The organism is Streptomyces sp. NPDC002057 (assembly GCF_040296665.1).
Classification (GTDB): Bacteria; Actinomycetota; Actinomycetes; order Streptomycetales; family Streptomycetaceae; genus Streptomyces.
The window spans coordinates 78765-95497 of record NZ_JBEOXR010000024.1 but is presented as its reverse complement, the minus strand read 5'-3'; the positions used below and the strand labels follow the sequence as shown (position 1 = coordinate 95497).

Here is a 16733-nt window from a genome sequence, read left to right as displayed (position 1 = left end):
ACGGGTGGTGCGGGGCGACCCCGTCACGGGGCCGGTTCGTGGGGCCGCGGAAGCGGCGGAAGGAACGGCAGGTGGGCCGGGCGGTCGCCCAGCGCCGCCGCGAGGGCGAGCAGGACGCCCGCGGTGCCGGTGGAGAGGTCCATGGAGAGGCGCATCATCTGCTCGCCGGGGAAGGCGAGCCGACCCTGGTAGGACATGGCGTGCCAGCTCAGGCAACCGACCTGGCGGCGCACGTCCTCCGGTGTCGTACCGGGCCCGCCGACGTTCGTACGGGCGAGGTGGAGCACCATCCCGGCGACGCCGCGGAAGAGGCCCGGCTGGGCGTAGAAGGTGGCCTGCGCCGCCCGCACGATCTCGTGGCGCGCCCGGTCCAGGGCGTCGTCGCGCCGGTGGAGCAGGTAGTCGTCGATCACCATGCCGATGCCCACGCTGCCGGCGCCGAGGTACGGCATCGTGCGCCAGCCCTCGTCGACCTGGAGGGTCCCGGAGGCGCCGCGGACGCAGCGGCTCAGGTCGTCGTGGAGCGCCTCGGCGGCGAGGTCGAGGAGGGCGGTGTCCCGGGTGCGTTCGTAGAGCCGTACGAACAGCAGGGCCCGTCCGGCGGAGCCGTGCAGGAGCCCGGTGCGCATCTTGCCGGCCGCCCCCGGTGTCCGGGCGGGCGCCCGGAGCGGACGGGCGGAGAGCTCGGCGCATCGCAGGGCCGCCGCGTGGAGGCCGCTCTCACCGGTGGCGGTGGCCAGGGCGTCCAGGGCGAGGCCGATACCGGCCGTCCCTCCGTACAGGTCGGGGGCGAGGCCCTCGTGGTCCTGTGCGAGGGCGAGTGCGGCCAGGTCGAGCGCGGCGGCCGTGTGCCCGAGCCGTTCGAGGGTCCACGCGACACCGGTGAGCCCGTCGTAGAAGCCGAGCGGTGTGCCGGAGTCGGGTTCCTTGGCATGCCGCAGGAGCCGGTCCTCGGCCTCCGGACATCGAGGTGCCCCGCTCTCGTTCAGGGCGTGGAGCACTCCGGCGGTGCCGTGCCCGACGGTCATGCCCCCGCCGGCCGTGGCGAACTGCGCGATGTCGCCGGGAAAGAAACGATCCTCCCTGTCGGGCGTCGCCGACGCCATGATCGCGGCCACCATGGAGTCACGGCTGTTCGGCCAGTCTCCCGGCTCCGCGGGCAGGAACCGGGAGGGGTCCGCCGGACGGTCGGGCGCCCGCAGGCCCCCGCCGGCCGGCTCGCGCGTGATCTCCCGAACCGCCTCGTCCAGGAAGGCGGGAGGCAGCGGGAACCGCGCCGCGGCGGCCTCCGCGAGGTGCGCGGCCTTGGCCCGGTCCACCGCGAGCAGACTCGTGAGCGGGATGAACAGCGCGATCCGGAGACACGCGAGGGCGTACCGGTCCACATCGAAGCCCCGCCGGTCCGCGGGCGCCACGAACCCCGGGTTGGCGACGGTCTGGCGACCGCCCTCCGAGGCGGGCTGGGCCGCCTCGAAGTCCAGCAGCACCACCGAGGACTCGTCCTCGGAGACCATGATGTTGAACAGGTGCAGGTCGTTGAAGACGATCCCGCGTGCGTGCACCGCGGCCACGGCCCGCTCGACGAGCCCGTGGATCCGCAGGGCCCACTCCGTGTACTCGGCGAGCCGCTCCGCCGGCGGATCGGCCTCCATCAGCGGATGCCGCCGCGCGAAGAAGGTGTTGAGCGGCTTTCCCTCCACGAACTCCATGGCCAGGAAGTGGTGCTCGCCCACCGTGAAGCTGTCGAGGACCTCCGGCGTGCAGGCGAGCCCCGAGAGCCGTTCCAGCGCGTCGCGTTCGCGGTGCAGCCGCGTCACGGCGTCCGCGCCGTCGGCGGCGAGACCGGCGTGGGGCCGCGCCTCCTTCAGGACGACCCGCCGCCCCGTCCGCCGGTCCCGGGCCTCGTACACCCCGCCGCCGTTGGAGAAGTGCAGGGCCTTCTCGATGTCGTACGGCATGTCCTGGACGGTCACCGCGGCCCTCGCGTCGAGGTGCGGGCGCAGGAAGGCGGGCGGGGTCACCCAGGCGGGCACGTGGAAGACGGGATCGCGCCGGTCGGGCACGAGCGTGCCGGACCCGTCCTCGACGGCCGGCCGCAGCTCCCCGTGCTCGTCGTAGCAGTGGCGGAGGGTGAAGCTGCCGTACCGCAGGTGCACGGGGCCCCGGCCCCAGCGCAGGTCGCTGAGGATGTACGGACCGGACCGGCCCTCCAGCAGCCCCGCCAGATCGGTGGCCACGCGCTCGCACTCCGCGTCGTCGGCCGGGTAGACGGTGATGAACTTGCCGCTCGCCGAGCGGTCCGCGTACTTGGCGTTGCGCTGGTGCAGCAGGTACCGGCTGGGGACGAACTTGAAGGCCACGTCCTGTCCCAGACAGTACGCACGGACCGTGGCGAGGACCGCCTCCGCGTCGTCGAGACGGGCCGAGACGTGGATCTTCCAGCCCTGCGACGGGAGCGGGTGGTCCAGGGGACGCAGGGCGAGCCAGTCACCCGTACGGTGAGACGTCCAGCCTTCGGGTACGGGGAGGGTGGCCGCCCGGTAGAGGGAGCCGCCCGCTCCCTCCGCGAAGACCAGACGGTGCGGCGCGTCGTAGAAGTGACGGTCGGCGTCGCAGAACACCGCGTACCCCTTGTTCACTGCGCACTCCCTCGGTCGGTGACGGACACGACGCTGTCACGTCTCCCGAGGGCCCCGACAGTCGCCGCTGTCACCTTCCACCCATGCGGAACGCATGGGTGGGAACAGCCCCGCGCACACCCCTCCGGTCCGCACGGCCGACCCCGCCCGTGGCGGCGGACGGTGCCGTGCGGGGGGAGGTTCCGGCCGGGCCGCCGGGCGGGCCTCGTGGCCCCGGGCGCGGTCCGGCGGTCCGTCAGACCGCGGGCGGGGGACCGCCGACCAGGGCCCGCGCCGCGGCGTACTCCTCGCGCGCCGCCTGCTCGGCGACGTCCAGGTATCCGTACGCGTCGATGCCGACCGGGATGCGCAGGGGCGTGGGGCCCTCCGTGTGGACGATGTCCAGGACCCGTGCGGCGAAGTCGTCGGGGCGTCCGGTCTCGGGGCTGTCGGCGAGCCCCCGCGCGCCTTCGAGCATCTCGCGGTTGGTCACGTCGTAGGCGGGGACCCGGTGGGCGGCCTCCGTCATGGCGGTGCCGTACCGGGTGGCGAACATGCCGGGCTCGACGACCGTGACGCGGATGCCGTGCGGGGCCGCCTCCACCGCGAGGGCCTCGCTCATGCCTTCGAGCGCGTGCTTCGCGGCCACGTAGGCGCCGAGGCCCGGGAAGGCCATCCGGCCGACGATGGACGAGATGTTGAGGACGTGGCCGTGGCCCTGGGCCCGCATCAGGGGCAGGACGAGCCGCGCGAGTCGCCAGGGCCCGACGAGCAGGATCTCCAGCTGGTCGCGGAGTTCGGCGTCGGAGACCTCCTCGACCGCGCCGAACAGACCGACGCCGGCGTTGTTGACGAGGACGTCGATGCCGCCGAGGCGGTCGACGGCCGTCCGGACGGCCTCCTCGCAGGAGGCCGCGTCCCGCAGCTCCAGCGGGACCGGGACGATCCGGCCGGGCCAGGCGGCGGCCAGCTCCTCCAGGTCCGCGGTCTTGCGGGCGGTGACCACGAGTTCGTGCCCCGCCCCGGCCGCCGCCGTGGCCAATGCCTTCCCGAGGCCGGAGGAGCACCCCGTGATCAACCAGCGCCTGCCCATGGATCCCCCCGTATGGATCGCCGAAGTGGTGACGCGCGACCGGTCCGGCCCCTCGCGCCGCCGGGTGCGCACCGTCCCGCCCGCGCCGGGCGGCCGGGGGCGCGCTTCATCGTGGAGGCGAGATCCGGCCACGGCCATCCCTCACGCAGGGGCGCGCGGACGCACGGGCGGGCGCATCGGCGCCCGGTTCCTCACCGCCCTGACGCGGCGAACCACCCGTTCCGGGGCGCAGAGTTCACGCCACTCTCCCCGGGGCCGTCCGGAGGGCGGCCTGCGCCACCCGAACGCGGCCGGACGCCCCTGTCGCTCGGATGTACGGCAGTCACAGGGATGTCCCGGAGCATCCGGGGCAGCCGTACCCCGAGGTCCGCACGCGGCGGCCGCACGGCCGCGACGTTCGGAGGCGACCACCGCCCCGGGCCGGACGGTAAGGATCCGGGCGGGGGCGAGGGGCGGCACACCGCTCGCCGACGAAAGGGCGGACGGCAGAAGGCGGCAACGGAACACAGGGAGCACCGATGCAGGTCCGTCCGTGGCGCGTCCAACCCGATCCCCGGCTGACGGCTCACGCGGTCGCCGGCCGGTACCGGCTCGACGGCCTGCTGGGGAGAGGAGGAGCGGCCGATGTCTACGAGGCCGTGGACCTGCGGCTGCGGAGGCCCGTGGCGGTGAAGGTCTTCCGCCGGGGCGACGCCCGGACGGAGGAGCACTCCGACGACGAGGGACGGCTCCTCGCCCAGATGCAGCACCCCGGTCTGGTGACCCTCTTCGACTCCGGTCGCGACGAGGGCCGCCCCTTCCTGGTGATGGAGCTCGTCCGAGGGACGACCCTGCGCCGGCGCATCGCCCGCTCCGCGCTCTCGGTGACCGAGGCCTGCCGCATCGGGGTCGCGCTGTCCTCCGCCCTCGCCCACGTGCACGGACGGGGAATCGTCCACCGTGACGTCAAGCCGTCCAACATCCTGCTGGACCCGACGGACGCCCCGCGCCTGACGGACTTCGGGATCTCCCGCCGCTTCGCCGCCACCGACGTCCGGACGGCCGCGCCCGACGACGCGGCCGGCGGCGTCGCCGACCCCGCCGCCGACGGCGAGGGCATCCTCACGGGGACGGCTTCCTACATGGCCCCGGAACAGGCGCTCGGCTGGACCACGGGGCCGCGGGCCGACGTCTACAGCCTCGGCCTCGTGCTCCTGGAAGCCCTCAAAGGCGAACGGGAGTACGGCGGCCCGCCCCTGGAGGCGGCGCTCGCCCGCCTGCACCGCCCGCCGGCCCTGCCCGACGGACTCCCCCCGGAGCTCGGCGAGTTGCTGAAGGCCATGACGGCGCACGAGGCCGACAGCCGGCCCGACGCCCACACCTGCCAGCAGGCCCTGGCCGCGGTGCCGATCCCCGCCGCGTGCGACGCCCGGCAGACCGGCCCCCGGCACGCCGCACCGTCGGCGTCCGAGGGCCACGCGCACCGGGCCGGAGTCCACCGCTCGCCCGGTACGTCCCCGAACGGGCCGACCAGGCCCACGAAGGCGGAGTCCACCTCTTCCCCCCGCCGCCCGGGGCGGCTGCTCGCCAAGAGCGCGGCCCTGGCCGCCCTCGGCGTCACGCTGACGGGCTCCATCGGCGCCGCCCCCGTCGGGAGCCGGGGTGCGGTGGAGCCGGTCTCCCACCGCGTGACCACCCAGCGGACACCGGACGTGCCGAAGACGATGACCGTCGGCGGAGCCGCGCCGTGTGAAGTGACGCTTTGCGGACAGACGGAACGGCAGGAGAACACGACGGCCACCGGCCGCACAGGAGGAAGGAAGCAGACATGACTCGTGATGTCTGGACCTACACCGAGACCGCGACCCACGCGACGGAGCTGGATCTGACGGGGTACAAGGTCGAGTGCTCCGACGGCGGCATCGGCAAGGTGGACAAGCACTCGGCGGAGGTCGGCCGCAGTCACCTGGTCGTGGACACCGGTCCGTGGATCATCGGCCGACAGGTCGTCATCCCGGCCGGAGTCGTCACCGCCGTCGACCTCGACGAGGAGACCGTCTTCGTCCACTGCACCAGGGAGCAGATCAAGAACGCCCCCGAGTTCGTTCCCGGCCAGGAGGACGACGCGACCGGACCGCACAAGATGAAGTTCGTCGACTACTACCTGGCGTTCTTCCGGTAGGACCGCGGTGCGGGCCGCCGATCGGCGGCCCGCGATCACGGCGCCCGCCTCGGGTGAGCAGGCGTCACCCCGCCCGGCGACAGGCCGGTCGGGGACCGCGAAGAAGGGGTGTACCCAGGTACACCCCTTCTTCGGGTGGTAGGCACCATGCGCCCCCGCACCGCCGACCGCGACTCTTGGGACATGCGAAGAACGCGGTTCGACGGAGGGAACGGAACGGTGCGACGTACCGGAAGGACCGAGCACGGCGGCACGGCCGAGGCCCTGCGTCTCGTGGGCGTCACCAAGGTCCATGGGACCGCCGACAACGCCGTCACCGCTCTCGACGACGTGAGCCTGAGCCTGCCCACCGGAACCTTCACGGCGGTGATGGGCCCCTCCGGCTCGGGCAAGTCCACGCTGCTGCAGTGTGCGGCCGGGCTGGACAGGCCGGACCGGGGCAAGGTGTTGGTGGACGGCGAGGAGATGACCGGCGGGAGCGAAGCGGCGCTGACGAAGTTCCGTCGGCAGCGGATCGGGTTCGTCTTCCAGCAGTACAACCTCCTGCCCACCCTGACCGTCCTGCAGAACACCACGCTTCCGCTGAAGCTCGCCGGGCGCCGCGTCGACAAGGGCCTGGCCCGGGACGTCCTCGGCAGGGTGGGCCTGGCGGGGCGCCTGGACCACCGGCCGGACCAGCTCTCCGGCGGACAGCGGCAGCGGGTCGCCATCGCCCGGGCGCTCGTCACCGAGCCCCGCGTGATCTTCGCCGATGAGCCGACCGGGGCGCTGGACACCCGCAGCGCGGGGGAGATCCTCCGTCTGCTGCGGGAGGCCGTCGACGTCCACGGCCGGACCGTGGTCATGGTGACGCACGACCCCGTCGCCGCCTCCTCCGCCGACTCCGTGCGGTTCCTCGCGGACGGCCGCCTGGTCGGACGGATGACGGACCCGACCGTGGACGGCGTCGCGGAGCGGCTGGCCCACCTGGGCGACCTGGTCCACTCCGAGCCCCGAACGGAGGTCTGACCGTGCTCGCACTGGCCCTGCGCTCCCTCAGGTTCCGCCCCGGGCGCCTCCTCGCCACGCTGCTGGTGACCTTCCTCGGCGCCTCGATCATCATGGCCTTCAACTCGATGCACGACACCGCGCGGGCGGAGGACGTCGACGACGTCAGCGCGGAGACGCTGGGCCTCGTCGCCGGGGTGGTCGGCGGCTACGGCACGCTGCTGGTCTTCTTCGCGGTCGCCTCCACGATGACCGTGAACGTACGGCAGCGCGGCGACGAGATCGCCCTGCTGCGCAGCACCGGGGCGACGCCGGCCCAGGTCAGACTCATGATCGTCGGCGAGTCGGCCGCCGTGGCCGTGATCGGCTCGCTGCTGGCCGTCGGACCGGGCATGCTCGGCGGCCGGCTCCTGCTCGACATGTTCCAGGACAGCGGGCAGGTGGCCGGCGACGTCGAGTACGGCTTCGGCCTCATCGCGCTGCTCTCGGGCGTCGACGTCACCCTGCTGGCCTCCGTCGGCGCCGCGTTCCTCGCGGTGCGGCGCGCGACGAGGAACGCGGCCGGGGCCGCCACGGCCTCCCGGAAGCGGGGCCGGGTCCGCGTCCTCCTCGGCTCCGTCGCGGTCGCCGCCGGCGCGTCGGGCGTGTGCCTCACCCTCACGTTCGACCCGGACGACCCCTCGCTGATGGCGCCGGCGGCCTACGGGGCCATCGTGATCGCCGTCGGCCTCGCCCTCCTCGCCCCCTTGGTGCTGCGCTCCCTCACGGGCCGGTTCGCGGGGCTGCTCGCCGGACTCGCCGGAGTCAGCGGGTATTTGACCGCGCACAACCTGCGGCAGCGCGCCGCACAGCAGTCCGGCGTGCTCATGCCGTTGATCGTCTTCACCGGCATGGCGACGGCGACCGTCTACATGCAGGCGATCGGCAACGACGCGCTGGAGGCGTCCGGTGTGAGGCGGTCGGTGGCCGACAAGAACCTGGAGACCATCAACCTCGTGGTCGTCGGCATCGTCGTGGCCTTCGCCTGCGTCATGCTCGTCAACAGCCTGTACGCGGCGACCTCCGACCGCGGCAGGGAGTTCGGCCAGCAGCGTCTGGCCGGCGCCACCCCGGGCCAGGTGCTGAGCATGGTCGCCGCCGAAGGGCTGGTCCTGACGGTCCTCGGAGTGGTCTTCGGCACCGTCGCCGGCATCGCGGGGATCCTGCCCTTCAACGCGGTCAGGACCGACGCGGTCCTGCCCGACCAGGGACCGGGGATCTGGCTGGGCATCGTCGCGATCGCCGCCGGGGCGACGCTGATCACCACCCTGTGCACGGCGGTCCGGGTCCTGCGCACACCGGCGATCGACGCGGTGGCGGTGACGGCCTGATCCCGTCCGCCGGCTCGCGGACTAGGGTCATGCCCGAGGCAGGGGCGACGGAAGGGGAGCGGAATGCGGTTCCGGAGCGCGGCAGTTGCCGCCCTGAGAGGCCTGGCCCTCGCGGTGTTCTCGCTGGCGGGCTCGATCGTCCTCATCGTGCTGACCGTGGTCTCCGGGGTCCTCATGGTGACCGGCGTCGGCGCGTTCACCACCCCCTGGGTGCTCCAGGGAGTCCGCTGGTTCGCGAACGTCCGCAGGGCGCTCGCGGCCGAGTGGTGCGGGGTCCGCATCCCGGCCGCCTACCGCCCCTTCCCCGCCGACCTGCGTACGGGTGCCACCGGGCAGATCGAGAAGCTCGGCCACCTGGGGAAGGACCCGGCCACCTGGCGGGATCTGCGCTGGCTGTGCGTCGACATGACCGCCGGGTTCCTCACCGCGCTGCTCCCCGCCGCGTTCTTCCTCTACCCCGTCGAGGGATACGCGATCGCCCTCGGCCTGTGGCGCGTCCTTCCCGACGCGGGCATCTATTGGTACGGCTTCGTGCACCTCACCGGCCCGCTGTCCGCCCTCGCCGCCGCCCTCCTCGGGACGGTGCTCCTCGCGATCGCCCTCCGCTTCAACCCCCTTCTCCTGCGGGCGCATTTCCTCCTGACCAGAGCTCTCCTGGCCCCTGCCGAGCGGGACCTCCGGCAGCGGGTCGACGAACTCACCAGGACCCGTCACGACGCCGTGGACACCTCCGCGGCGGAACTGCGCCGGATCGAACGCGACCTGCACGACGGGGCCCAGGCACGGCTGGTGGCCGTGGGAATGAGCCTGGGCACCGTCGAGGCGCTCATGGAGAAGGACCCGGTCAGGGCCAAGGAGCTGTTGGCCAGGGCCCGTTCGGACTCCGCCGACGCCCTGGCCGAACTCCGCGACCTCGTCCGCGGCATCCACCCGCCCGTGCTCGCCGAGCGCGGACTGGCCGACGCGGTCAGAGCGCTCGCCCTGCGCATGCCGGTCCGCGTGGAGGTCGCCGTCGACCTGCCGGGAAGGCCCCCGGCGTCCGTCGAGACCGCGGCCTACTTCGCGATCAGCGAGACCCTGACCAACGCCGTCAAGCACTCGGGCGCGGAGCGGATCCGGCTGGACGTCGGCCACCGGGACCGCGTGCTGCGGATCTCCGTCACCGACGACGGCCGGGGCGGCGCGGACCCGCGCGGGTCGGGGCTCACCGGGATCGAGCGCCGACTGGGTACATTTGACGGTGTCCTGGCGATCAGCAGCCCGGCCGGCGGCCCCACCCTGGTGACGATGGAGATTCCGTGCGCGTTGTCCTCGCCGAAGACCTCTTCCTCCTCCGGGACGGCCTGATCCGCCTGCTGGAGGCGTTCGACTTCGAGGTCGTCGCGGCGGTGGACAACGCACCCGAACTCACCCGGGCCTTCGAGGAGCTGGAGATGGAGGTCGCGATCGTCGACGTCCGGCTCCCGCCCTCCCACACCGACGAGGGCCTGCAGTGCGCGCTCGCGGCGCGCCGCAAGCGCCCCGGGCTGCCGGTGCTCGTGCTGTCCCAGCACGTGGAGCAGTTGTACGCCCATGAGTTGCTGGCCGACGGCAGCGGCGGGGTCGGCTATCTCCTCAAGGACCGCGTCTTCGACGCCGGGCAGTTCGTCGAGGCGGTGCGCCGGGTGGCCGCCGGCGGCACCGCCATGGACCCCCATGTCATCTCCCAGCTCCTGAACCGCCATTCGGCGGCCGACCGCCCGGTGAACAGGCTGACGCCGCGTGAGCGCGAGGTGCTGGAGCTGATGGCGCAGGGACGCTCCAACGCGGCCATCGCGGCGCGGATGGTGGTGACGGAACGGGCTGTCGCCAAGCACACGGCGAACATCTTCACCAAGCTGGGCCTCACCCCGTCGGACGACGACAACCGCCGCGTCCTCGCCGTCCTGGCCCACCTCGACCGGAACTGAACGACCGGGTCCCGGTGCGGCGAAGCCGCGCACAGGACGGACGGGCAGGGCCTCGACGAGACCGGGTGCGGAGGCGGGCGTCGTCGACCGATCCGGCTACCCGGGCGTGCCACCCGAATGGCCCCGGACCTCCGGAGGTCCTCCGTACGGCCCAGGGGGTGCACCGGAGAGGGGTGCCGCCCTCGGTCGACGGGTTCGTGGCGGCTCCGTGCGTGATCCGCGTGATTCCGGGGAGGCGCCTGGGGGTGACGCGGTGGACATTGGACGGACACCGCGCAGACGAGAGGACCCCCATGAGCCAGAACGACGGCCGCGGCGACGAGGTCTACCAGCCCCAGCCGCAGGACGAGCCCTCGGAACTCCAGCCGGACAGGGACGGCAGCATCGACGAGCCCGACACGGACGCCCTCCTCGACCAGGGGTACTCGCCGCCCGAGCGCCCGTACGCGAGCGAGCGGAACGACACCACCGCCGAGGGGCAGCGCAGGGGCGAGAGCCTCGACGGCCGGCTCGCCCGGGAGCGGCCCGACCTGGAGGACCCCGCCGGGGACGGCATCGGGGACCTGGCGGACGGCGACGGCGAGCCCGTCGACCCCCAGGCGGGCCGCGAGCGGGCCGGGCGGCTGGCGCCGGCCACCGACTTCCCCCACGAGAACAACGTGCGCGCGCACGACGTCGGCATCGACGCGGGGGCGGCGTCCGCGGAGGAGGCCGCCATGCACGTCATCCAGGACCCCGACGAGGGGGAGACCTGACGGGGACGGCGCCCGCGCGCTCCGAGACACGGTTGTTCGTGGCGGGCCCGCTCCGGGACACGAGTGACCGGGAGACGGGGCGAGGAGGCCGGGCGCGGCGCTGACGGGATCGCAGCGCCGCGCCCGGCCTCCTCGTCGTGCCCGGATCACCGGGAGAGGAGCCGGTTGAAGAACGACCGGTACTGGCGCAGGGCCACCCGCAGGCTCTCCGTGTCGACGGCGTCCCCTTGGCCCCACTGCCCTTCGAGGTTCCTCTTGTGGTCGGCGAAGGTCGCGGCGAGCTGCCGCATGACATCGGCGACCAGGGCGTCGGCCGCGAGCACGGCCTCCCGGGGATCGTCGACGAACATGCTCTGGACGTCGCTCCAGCGGTCGCGGAACGACGCGTCGTCCCGGCTGTCCAGCAGGCGGGCCGTGTCGTCGTCCTGATCCTCCGCCGCCGATTCCCTCCGGGCCGGTTCCGCGGCACCCGCTTCCTGCCGGGCCGCGCGTGGGGCGTCCGCCCCTTCCCGGGCGGGACCCGCGGCCTCCGCCTCCTCCCGTGCGGAGCCTCCGGCGTCCGTGCTCTGCCGGTCCCGGATTCCGGCGTCCGTCCCCTGCCGGTCCCGGTCTCCGGCGTCCGTCTCCTCCCGCGTACGTTCCTCGGGAGCCTCGCCCCGTCCGGGCTCTCCGCCGACATCGGTGGTGTCACCGACGGCCGTGCTCTCTCCCGGGTACACGGGCGCGTTCCCGGCGCCGCTTTCCCGCTCCCGTTCGCCTTCCGTGTCCGTCCCGCGACCGCCCCGCTGGGCGATGTCCTCGGTCGACAGCCCGCTCGCGGTCCGCGACGGTGCTTCACGATCTCGCATGGCGCACCTTCCGTATCAGCTCCGGCCGGGACCGGCCGAGCTTCCGTTGGTGAGGAGATCGTCGAAGAGAGCCCGGTAGTGGACCATGGCTCCCCGCAACTGCTCGGTGGTGGCCCGCTGCGTGGTGCTGAGCGTGTTGATCTCGTGCGCCGCCCAGTAGTGCTCCAGCGTGCGCCCGTGCTCCACGGAGAGGTCCCGTGCCTGCTGCTCGAAGTCCTCGGTGGGATACCCGCGCTCGTGCATGAGGGACGTGACGAGCCGGTCCGCGTCGTGTACCGCGCCTTCGGGCCGGTCCACGAACTCCTCCTGGACTCCGCGCCACTCCTGGGCGTAGCGCTCCCGCTGCCCACTCGACAGCGGCTTGATGTCCAGGGCCTCATGGCGCTTCTCACGGGCGCCCAGTTCGTCCTCGGCGGCCCGCCTGCTCCCGGCGTCCTCGACCGTCCGGTCGTACTCCGGTCCGAACTGCTCACGGAGACGACGTCGGCGTCGCATACTGACGGCCGTGGCGATCAGCGCGATCACCACCACAGCGCCGATGACGATGGCCAGAATCATTCCTGTTGACATCGGCCTCGCTCCCTCGGGAAGTCGTTCGTCCCACGGCGGTTTCCCGAGCGAGCCGTCCTGAAACGTGTCGCGTGCCGGTCGTCCGGAACGGCCGGATCCAGGGGCCGTACGCCGACGTCACCGCTGGTCGGCGGGCTCCTGCGCGGCGGGGACGCGACGCAGCGCGAGGAGGGTCGCGTCGTCGGTGCGGTGGGGGCCGTCGAGACGGTCCAGGACGCGTTCGGCGTACTCCTGCAGCCCGTCGTGCCCGGCCGCCGGAGCCGTCTCGCGTGCGCACTGCTCCGCCGCTCCGAGGAAGCGGTCCCGGTCCTCGTCAGGGTCGGTGTCACGGCGCTCGACGAGGCCGTCGGAGTACAGGAGGACGATGTCGCCGTCGGCGAGGACGGTCTCGGCCGCCGTGTAGGTGGTGCCCGGCAGCACTCCGATGGCGAGCCCGGGGCTGCCCGGCGGGTCGGGAAGCTGGCCGGCCCGGCCGCCCCGCAGCAGCACGGGGCGGGGGTGGCCCGCGCAGGTCCAGCGGAGCAGCGAGCGTTCGGGATGGTAGCGGGCGATGACGGCGGTGGCGGTCGACTCGATCCCGTCGCCGCAGGCGACCTCGTTCAGCCACCGCGTCAGCTCCTCCACCGGCTCCTCGGTGTAGGCGAGACCGGCCAGCGCGTAGCGGAGCTTCGCCATGAGGGTCACCGCCTCCAGGCCGTGCCCGCGGGCGTCGCCGAGCGCGACCAGAAGCCGTCCGTCGGGGAGTCTGAGTGCCTTGTACCAGTCTCCGCCGACGCCGGAACCGGTGGACTCGGGCCGGTAGACGACGGCGGTGTCGAGACCGTACGAGGCCAGCTCGTCCTGGAAGCGGGGCAGGACGGCGTCGCGGAGCACCTCGGCGACCTCGGTCAGGGCGACCGCGCGCGAGCGCTGGCGGCGGGCCTCCTCGTCGGCGGCCCGGGCCAGGGCACGGCGGCGGTGATCGTCGCTGACGTCGACGAGGACGGCCCGCACCGCCCACACGGGGCCGCCCTGGGGGCGTACCGGCTCGGCGACCAGGCGGATGAACCGTTCGACGGGGCCCCGCATGCGCAGCTCGCACGCGGAGCGTCGTTTGCGCAGGAGGACGTCGTAGAGCAGACCGTAGAACTCGGGCAGGCCTTCGGCGGCGACCAGGGAGGCGAGACCGCGCAGGTCGGGTACGGGGGCCGCCGGGTCGAGGCCGAGGACGTAGGAGAAGCCGAGGGACGGCTCGACGGTGCCGTCGGCGAGGTTCCACTCGGCCCAGCAGGTCCTGACCAGTTTCTGGGCGGCCCGGGCCATCCGGAGGCGATGGCCCGGTTCCCAGGTGACGAGGAGGTCCTGGCCGCAGGGGGCGACGCGGACCTCGCTGCTCAGCCGCGCGGGAGGTCCGGCGGGGCGGGGGACGAACCACTCCACCGCCTCCGGCCCCTGGGCCGCGCGTCCGTGGTGGGCGTCGGCGAGCATCCGGGGCAGTGCCGTGCTCTCCATGACCGGAAACCGTTCGAACAACAGGACCGGGCCGGACCATCGCGGTACGGATTCCTCCGGCAGGTAGGCGACGGAGTAGTCGCGGGCGGCCTCGTTCTGCGCCACGTACAGGAAGTCCTCGATCCTGCCGTCGCCGCCGATCACCGGCCTGACCAGCATCGCCGCCATCGGCAGGGCTTCGAGCAGTTCCCTCACGACGCCCGGGACCCGCGCCGAGGTCCGTGCGGCCGGGCCCGCCGGCTTCCGGGACGGCGGCTGGTGGGCCCGGGTGTAGGTGGCGATCCGCTGCCGCTGGGCGGCCAGCATCTCGTCCACGGCCTGGAGCCCCAGCCGCGCCCGCCCCACCCCGTCGCGAGGGTGATGCTCCATGGGCGCCGCCCTTCCGAGGAATGTCCGCCACGACTCGCGCACCATCCTCGCCTCGCGCGGCCGCGGCGGCGACCGCTGGCAGCGAGGCGCCGTGGGCGCGTGCCCGCCCCCGCTCGGGGGATCCCGGCTCCGTTTCTTGGCCGGCCGCAGTCCCCTCGGTTCCGGCCCCGTGTCCGGCGGCCGGGAACCACCTGGTCGCTCCCGTCCCCTCGGTCCCGGCTCCGTGGCCGGCAGCCGGGAACCGCCTGGTCGGCCGCCGTCCACGGGCCGGATATCCTCCGTGCCTCGGGCCCTGGGGAGGGGTCGTGGTGTGGGGAGGAAGCATGGATTCCAGTAGTGACGTGCGGTCGAGAACCGCGGTGGCCTCCAGGGAGTGCCCCGAGTGCTCGGCGTCACTGCCGCCGGACGGTGCGTACGTGCGGTGGTGCGCCGCCTGCGACTGGAACGTGGACCCGGGGGCGCCGGACCCGGAGCCCGGACGGATCGCGGCGGCGCGGCGCCGGCTCGCGCAGCGGTACGGGCAGGAACTGGCCGGGCAGATGGAGGGAGCCGTCGCCGCTCGGCCCCGGCGCGACGCCGCCGCTGTTCTCGCGCTGACGCTCTCGATGCTCGTCCACGGGCTCACCGTCCTCCTCGTGGTCGCCGGAGCCCTGCTGGTCGTGCTCGGATGGGATTCCGGTGCCCTGCCCGTGGTGGGGGCGCTGCTCCTCGCCGTCGCGGCGGTGCTGCGACCGCGGTTCGGGCACCTGCCCCAGGACGCGCCGCTGATGGACCGCGACGACGCGCCGCGGCTGTTCGCACTGATCGACGAGGTCGCCGCGGTGGCCGGAACGACCGGCGTGGACACCGTGGTCGTCGATGCCGGGGCCAACGCGTCCGTCACGACGTACGGTCTGCGCAGGCGGCGGGTGCTGTACCTGGGGCTCGGGCTGTGGGAGATGCTCGATCCGCAGGAACGCGTGGCGGTGCTGGGTCACGAGCTCGGGCACTTCGCCCACGGCGACCTCCGCCACGGCACCGTCACCAGCGGTGCGCTGCGCTCCCTGCACCTGTGGCTCTACTTCCTCTCACCGTCCGAGCCCGAGGGGATGATGGACCGCTTCGTGAACGCCATGATCTTCCTGCCCCGGTGCCTGGTCCTCGGGACGGTGACGGTACTGGACCTCCTGACGCTCCGCGCGGCGCAGCGGGCCGAGTACCTGGCCGACGCGACCGCGGGCCGGGCAGGGTCCACCGAGGCCGCCGTCGCCCTGATGGACCGGCTGCTGCTGTGCGACTCGGCCGAGGCGGTGCTGCGACGGGAGGCGGTGGCCGCCCAGATGCGGGGCGGCGCGGCCGGCCGGGAAGCCAGGGCGCTCGCCGAACAGAACCTGTGGGGGCGGCTGGCCGAGCGCATGGGGGCCGTACCGGCGCACGAGTACGAGCGGTTGCGCAGGGTCTCCGCTCGTCGCGGCCACAGCGTGGACGACACGCATCCGCCGACCCATCTGCGGCGGCGGTGCGTGGCCGCGGCCGGGCCCCACCCCGCGCGGGTGGTCTGCGACGACGAACGCCGGGCGGCCATCGCGGACGAACTGGCCCCCGCCCGGAGCGCGTTGGCACGGACCGTCATCCACGACTACGCCGGCTGAGGGTGCCGGCGGGCCCCGGTCCGGGGGCGGCGGCACCGGATCAGCCCGTGCTCCGGCAGCGGCGTACGTGCGGCTCCGGGGCCTCCGTCCACGCCCGCTGATCCAGGTCGGCGTAGGCGAAGGTGGCCGGCGGTGCCCGCCGGGGTGCGCGTCCAGAGACTCCGCCCGTGCGATGAGGACGGTCTCCCACTCCTCCTGGCCCCGGTTCCGGTCGTCGGGGAGGAAGGGGTCGATCTCCTGCCAGTACGGCCCAGGCGCAACCGCCCCACGCCGACGCGGCGGCCCGGCTCGTGGCCCGGGCCCGGCACTCCGCGGCGTCCGGCTACGCGGTGGCCACCATCGACGCCGCCGGATGCGGTGACCGGCCCCGTTCCGCCGCCGACGAGCGGGCGCGCGCCGACCTCCGCCGGGCGATGCGGGCCGGCGAGCCGGTCGACGAGATCTTCGAGTCCCTGGTCGGCTCGCTGGTGGAGAAGGCGGTCCCGGAGTGGCGGACCACCCTGGACGCCCTCCTCGCGCTGCCCGGGATCGACGGCCCGGTCGGGTACTCGGGGTGGACCGCCGTGGGCATCCGCCTCGCGGTGGTCGAGCCGCGCGTCGCGGCCGCAGGCTTCTTCGCCGGCGGTTTCGTGCCTCGTGCCCAGCGCGAGGAGGCACGGCAGGTCACCGTCCCCCTGCTGTTCCTGCTGCAGTGGGACGACGAGGGGAACCCCCGGCAGCGGGCCCTGGACCTGTTCGACGCCTTCGGCAGCGAGGAGAAGACGCTCCACGCCAATCCGGGCGGACACGTCGGCACCCCGTGGTTCGAGGTGGAGGACGGGGTGCGGTTCTTCGACCGACACCTGAGGTGAGACCCGGCGACCGGGCCGGCGACAGAGAACGGCCGCGGCC

General features: G+C 73.8%; 13 protein-coding genes and 1 pseudogene. 9 read left to right on the top strand and 5 right to left on the bottom strand.

The annotated features are described in order from the left end of the window. Positions 1 to 23 precede the first annotated feature (23 nt). Together lanKC and ABT129_RS20075 are read right to left on the bottom strand one after the other, a co-directional pair. Positions 24 to 2639, bottom strand: a complete 2616-nt coding sequence (gene lanKC, locus ABT129_RS20080) for a class III lanthionine synthetase LanKC (protein WP_351902954.1) — start codon at positions 2637 to 2639, stop codon at positions 24 to 26. 235 nt (positions 2640 to 2874) lie between these two features. After that, the gene (locus tag ABT129_RS20075; RefSeq protein WP_351902951.1) at positions 2875 to 3711 is read right to left on the bottom strand and encodes an SDR family oxidoreductase; all 837 of its coding nucleotides are present in this window, start codon (positions 3709 to 3711) and stop codon (positions 2875 to 2877) included. 518 nt (positions 3712 to 4229) lie between these two features. Here ABT129_RS20075 and ABT129_RS20070 point away from each other — a divergent pair. The 7 genes from ABT129_RS20070 (at position 4230) to ABT129_RS20040 (ending at position 10933) form a co-directional block, all read left to right on the top strand. Further along, the gene (locus tag ABT129_RS20070) at positions 4230 to 5522 is read left to right on the top strand and encodes a serine/threonine-protein kinase (protein ID WP_351902948.1); all 1293 of its coding nucleotides are present in this window, start codon (positions 4230 to 4232) and stop codon (positions 5520 to 5522) included. After that, complete coding sequence (locus tag ABT129_RS20065; RefSeq protein WP_351902945.1) at positions 5519 to 5872, top strand: PRC-barrel domain containing protein; 354 nt, start codon at positions 5519 to 5521, stop codon at positions 5870 to 5872. The genes ABT129_RS20070 and ABT129_RS20065 overlap by 4 nt, the downstream gene beginning before the upstream one ends. A gap of 183 nt (positions 5873 to 6055) precedes the next feature. Further along, complete coding sequence (locus ABT129_RS20060; protein ID WP_502981823.1) at positions 6056 to 6880, top strand: ABC transporter ATP-binding protein; 825 nt, start codon at positions 6056 to 6058, stop codon at positions 6878 to 6880. Between the two features lie 2 nt (positions 6881 to 6882). Beyond that, the gene (locus ABT129_RS20055; RefSeq protein ID WP_351902939.1) at positions 6883 to 8229 is read left to right on the top strand and encodes an FtsX-like permease family protein; all 1347 of its coding nucleotides are present in this window, start codon (positions 6883 to 6885) and stop codon (positions 8227 to 8229) included. A 63-nt stretch (positions 8230 to 8292) separates the two neighbouring features. Further along, the gene (locus ABT129_RS20050) at positions 8293 to 9576 is read left to right on the top strand and encodes a sensor histidine kinase (protein WP_351902936.1); all 1284 of its coding nucleotides are present in this window, start codon (positions 8293 to 8295) and stop codon (positions 9574 to 9576) included. Next, complete coding sequence (locus ABT129_RS20045) at positions 9528 to 10178, top strand: LuxR C-terminal-related transcriptional regulator (RefSeq protein WP_351902933.1); 651 nt, start codon at positions 9528 to 9530, stop codon at positions 10176 to 10178. Before ABT129_RS20050 ends, ABT129_RS20045 begins: the two co-directional genes overlap by 49 nt. 293 nt (positions 10179 to 10471) lie before the next feature. Then, positions 10472 to 10933 carry a DUF5709 domain-containing protein gene (locus tag ABT129_RS20040; protein WP_351902930.1) on the top strand — a complete coding sequence of 154 codons (462 nt, stop codon included), beginning with the start codon at positions 10472 to 10474 and terminating at the stop codon, positions 10931 to 10933. Positions 10934 to 11079: 146 nt separating this feature from the next. Here the strand turns inward: ABT129_RS20040 and ABT129_RS20035 are convergent, their stop codons facing one another. The 3 genes from ABT129_RS20035 to ABT129_RS20025 form a co-directional block, all read right to left on the bottom strand. Beyond that, positions 11080 to 11781 carry a hypothetical protein gene (locus ABT129_RS20035; protein WP_351902927.1) on the bottom strand — a complete coding sequence of 234 codons (702 nt, stop codon included), beginning with the start codon at positions 11779 to 11781 and terminating at the stop codon, positions 11080 to 11082. 15 nt (positions 11782 to 11796) lie between these two features. Next, positions 11797 to 12351, bottom strand: a complete 555-nt coding sequence (locus tag ABT129_RS20030) for a hypothetical protein (RefSeq protein WP_351902925.1) — start codon at positions 12349 to 12351, stop codon at positions 11797 to 11799. 117 nt (positions 12352 to 12468) lie between these two features. Continuing rightward, positions 12469 to 14211, bottom strand: a complete 1743-nt coding sequence (locus ABT129_RS20025; RefSeq protein WP_351902923.1) for a PP2C family protein-serine/threonine phosphatase — start codon at positions 14209 to 14211, stop codon at positions 12469 to 12471. Positions 14212 to 14534: 323 nt separating this feature from the next. Between ABT129_RS20025 and ABT129_RS20020 the strand changes: the two genes are divergently transcribed. Continuing rightward, positions 14535 to 15842 (top strand): M48 family metallopeptidase, encoded by a 1308-nt coding sequence (locus ABT129_RS20020; protein ID WP_351902920.1) that lies wholly within the window; start codon positions 14535 to 14537, stop codon positions 15840 to 15842. A 275-nt stretch (positions 15843 to 16117) separates the two neighbouring features. Then, positions 16118 to 16693 (top strand): annotated as a pseudogene (locus ABT129_RS20015) (alpha/beta hydrolase family protein); the annotation flags it as partial. Positions 16694 to 16733: the final 40 nt, after the last annotated feature.